The organism is Arthrobacter sp. (assembly GCF_031179385.1).
Classification (GTDB): Bacteria; Actinomycetota; Actinomycetes; order Actinomycetales; family Micrococcaceae; genus Arthrobacter_D.
Genome location: NZ_JAPSHV010000220.1, coordinates 1 through 2,218, shown reverse-complemented (window position 1 = coordinate 2,218; position 2,218 = coordinate 1). Strand labels below are relative to the sequence as shown.

Below are 2,218 nucleotides of genomic sequence, written 5' to 3'. Positions count from 1 at the left end.
GCACCTCGCGCATTGAGATCGGCACCGGCGTCGTTGACATGCGGTACGAAAACCCGTTGTACATGGCGGAGGAAGCAGCAGAGACCGACCTGATCAGCGGCGGCCGGCTGCAACTCGGCATCAGCCGCGGGTCCCCGGAGCCCGCCCTCAACGGTGCAGCGAACTTCGGCTATGTCCCGGCCGATGGTGAAGACCCCGGCGACATGGCACGCCGTCACACCGAGGTGTTCCGCTACGCGATCAGCGGCGCGGGCATCGCTCAGGCTGATCCACGGCAGGGCGCCGGTCTCCTGCCCGTCCAGCCGCACTCCCCTGGCCTGAGCGAGCGCATCTGGTGGGGCGCCGGCACACGGAAAACCGCGGTATGGGCCGCCGAACAGGGAATGAACCTGATGAGCTCCACGCTGCTCACCGAAGACACCGGCGTTCCATTCGACCAGCTGCAGTCCGAGCAGATCCAGCTGTTCCGCGACGCGTGGACTGCAGCGGGACACAGCTTCACGCCTCGGGTGTCAGTAAGCCGGAGCGTCATCCCGATCGTCGACGACGAAGACCGTCACTACTTCGCGCTCAGCGCTCTCCGGGAGACCCGCGATCAGGTGGGCGTGCTCGACGGCGCGATGTCCCGGTTCGGCAAGAGTTACATCGGCGAACCCGACCAGATCGCAGCCGAACTAGTCAAGGACGACGCTGTTCGCGCCGCCGATACGCTGATGCTTACCGTGCCGAACCAGCTTGGCGTCGATTACAACGCAAAGCTGCTGCGCACCATCGCCGAGCACGTGGCGCCGGCGATCGGCTGGGAACCGAAAGCCGCTTCGGGCTCCTAGAGAGCGCCCTGGTCCGCGGTTCCGGCGGGAATCGCGGTCAACCGGGTGACCTCGACCGGCTTCTTCAGCAATCCCTCGAGCGAGCTATTGAGACCCTTGACTGCGTCACCGGCACCATGTGCATCCAGCAGTTCCACGGATTCCCACTTCTCGATCATCACAATGTCACCGTTCGGCGCCTCGTGGATGGCGTAGAGCAGGCAACCCGGTTCCTGGTGAACCTCTGCGATAACCGGACGCAACGCTTCAACTACCTGCTCGAAGGCTCCTTCCGCAGGGGTGAAAACTGCGGTGACAACAATGGACATGAGTAACTCACTTTCGATTCCGGGAGGAAGCTGGCAATGGTTCCGTCAGCCATACTAGGGTCTGCCACATGGACCAACGGCTGCATTTCATCACGCTTGCCACCCGGAACCTCGACGCCGCCCGCGCCTTCTACCAGGACGGGCTCGGGTGGGAAGCAAAGCTCGACGTTCCGGGCGAGATACTCTTCTACCAGGTGGCGCCCGGACTTTTACTGGGCCTGTTCGATGCCGACAAGTTCGCTGAGGACCTCGGCCGATCTGCTGCGCCGGACGTATCCGGTGTGACTCTCTCGCACAATGTCGGCAGTCCCGAAGCCGTTCGGCGAACCGTCGAGTCCATGGCCTCTGCTGGCGGCACCGTGCTCAAAGAACCGGCGCAGGGCAAGTTCGGCGGTATCTTCCACGCGCATGTGGAGGACCCGAATGGTGTCGTTTGGGAAATAGCCCACAATCCGGGTTGGCGCATCAACGACGACGGCGGCGTGGAACTGAGTTAGTCGGGACCCTATAGTGGCCGAATGAACGCTGACCAGGTCAAGAACGCCGACGTCCATTTCTACTTCGACCCAGTCTGCCCCTTCGCGTGGATGACCAGTAAATGGGTTCGGTTGGTCATGGCGGAACGAGACTACTCCGTCGAGTGGCGCTTCATTTCGCTGCGCCTTCTCAATGCCTCTGTCGACTACGACTCGCACTTCCCTGAAGGCTACGAAGCCGGGCACACTGCCGGATTGCGCCTCCTTCGCGTCGCCGCCCAGACACGGAAGGAGCACGGGGCTGACGCCGTTGCAACCCTGTACTCCCGACTCGGTGCCCATATCTTCGACACGGAACGTGACGACCCGTCCCAATCCGGAGCCGCCGAGCACCACGGGACCCGGGCTTTCCTGGAGCCGATCCTGGCGGAAGCCAACCTCCCGTCGACGTTGGCGAAAGCCCTCGACGACGACTCCCTCGACCAGATCATCCAGGCCGAAACCGACGAAGCGCTTGCCCATACCGGAAAGGACGTCGGCACACCGATCATCCATTTCGAGCCTCCTCAGGGCGTAGCCTTCTTCGGACCAGTGATCAGCAGAC

4 protein-coding genes are annotated in these 2,218 nt (G+C 63.0%); 3 read left to right on the top strand and 1 reads right to left on the bottom strand.

Translation table 11 applies throughout. The features are described 5' to 3' along the window. Positions 1-830: LLM class flavin-dependent oxidoreductase (locus tag RIF85_RS15755; protein ID WP_309072842.1), on the top strand; the 830-nt coding region annotated here is incomplete at its 5' end. On the opposite strand, the gene RIF85_RS15750 is transcribed toward RIF85_RS15755, so the two are convergent. Beyond that, on the bottom strand, positions 827-1,138 hold the full coding sequence (locus RIF85_RS15750; RefSeq protein ID WP_309072841.1) for a putative quinol monooxygenase: 312 nt from the start codon (positions 1,136-1,138) through the stop codon (positions 827-829). The genes RIF85_RS15755 and RIF85_RS15750 overlap by 4 nt on opposite strands. 68 nt (positions 1,139-1,206) lie before the next feature. On the opposite strand from RIF85_RS15750, the gene RIF85_RS15745 reads away from it, so the two are divergent. Further along, the gene (locus RIF85_RS15745) at positions 1,207-1,635 is read left to right on the top strand and encodes a VOC family protein (protein WP_309072840.1); all 429 of its coding nucleotides are present in this window, start codon (positions 1,207-1,209) and stop codon (positions 1,633-1,635) included. A 21-nt stretch (positions 1,636-1,656) separates the two neighbouring features. Then, on the top strand, positions 1,657-2,218 hold a 562-nt coding region (locus RIF85_RS15740; protein WP_309072839.1), incomplete at its 3' end, for a DsbA family protein.

What these genes read in the sequence shown, in the direction of transcription:
- RIF85_RS15750 (WP_309072841.1), bottom strand. Translation starts at nt 1,138, where the DNA reads ATGTCCATTGTTGTCACCGCAGTTTTCACCCCTGCGGAAGGAGCCTTC.
- RIF85_RS15745 (WP_309072840.1), top strand. Translation starts at nt 1,207, where the DNA reads ATGGACCAACGGCTGCATTTCATCACGCTTGCCACCCGGAACCTCGAC.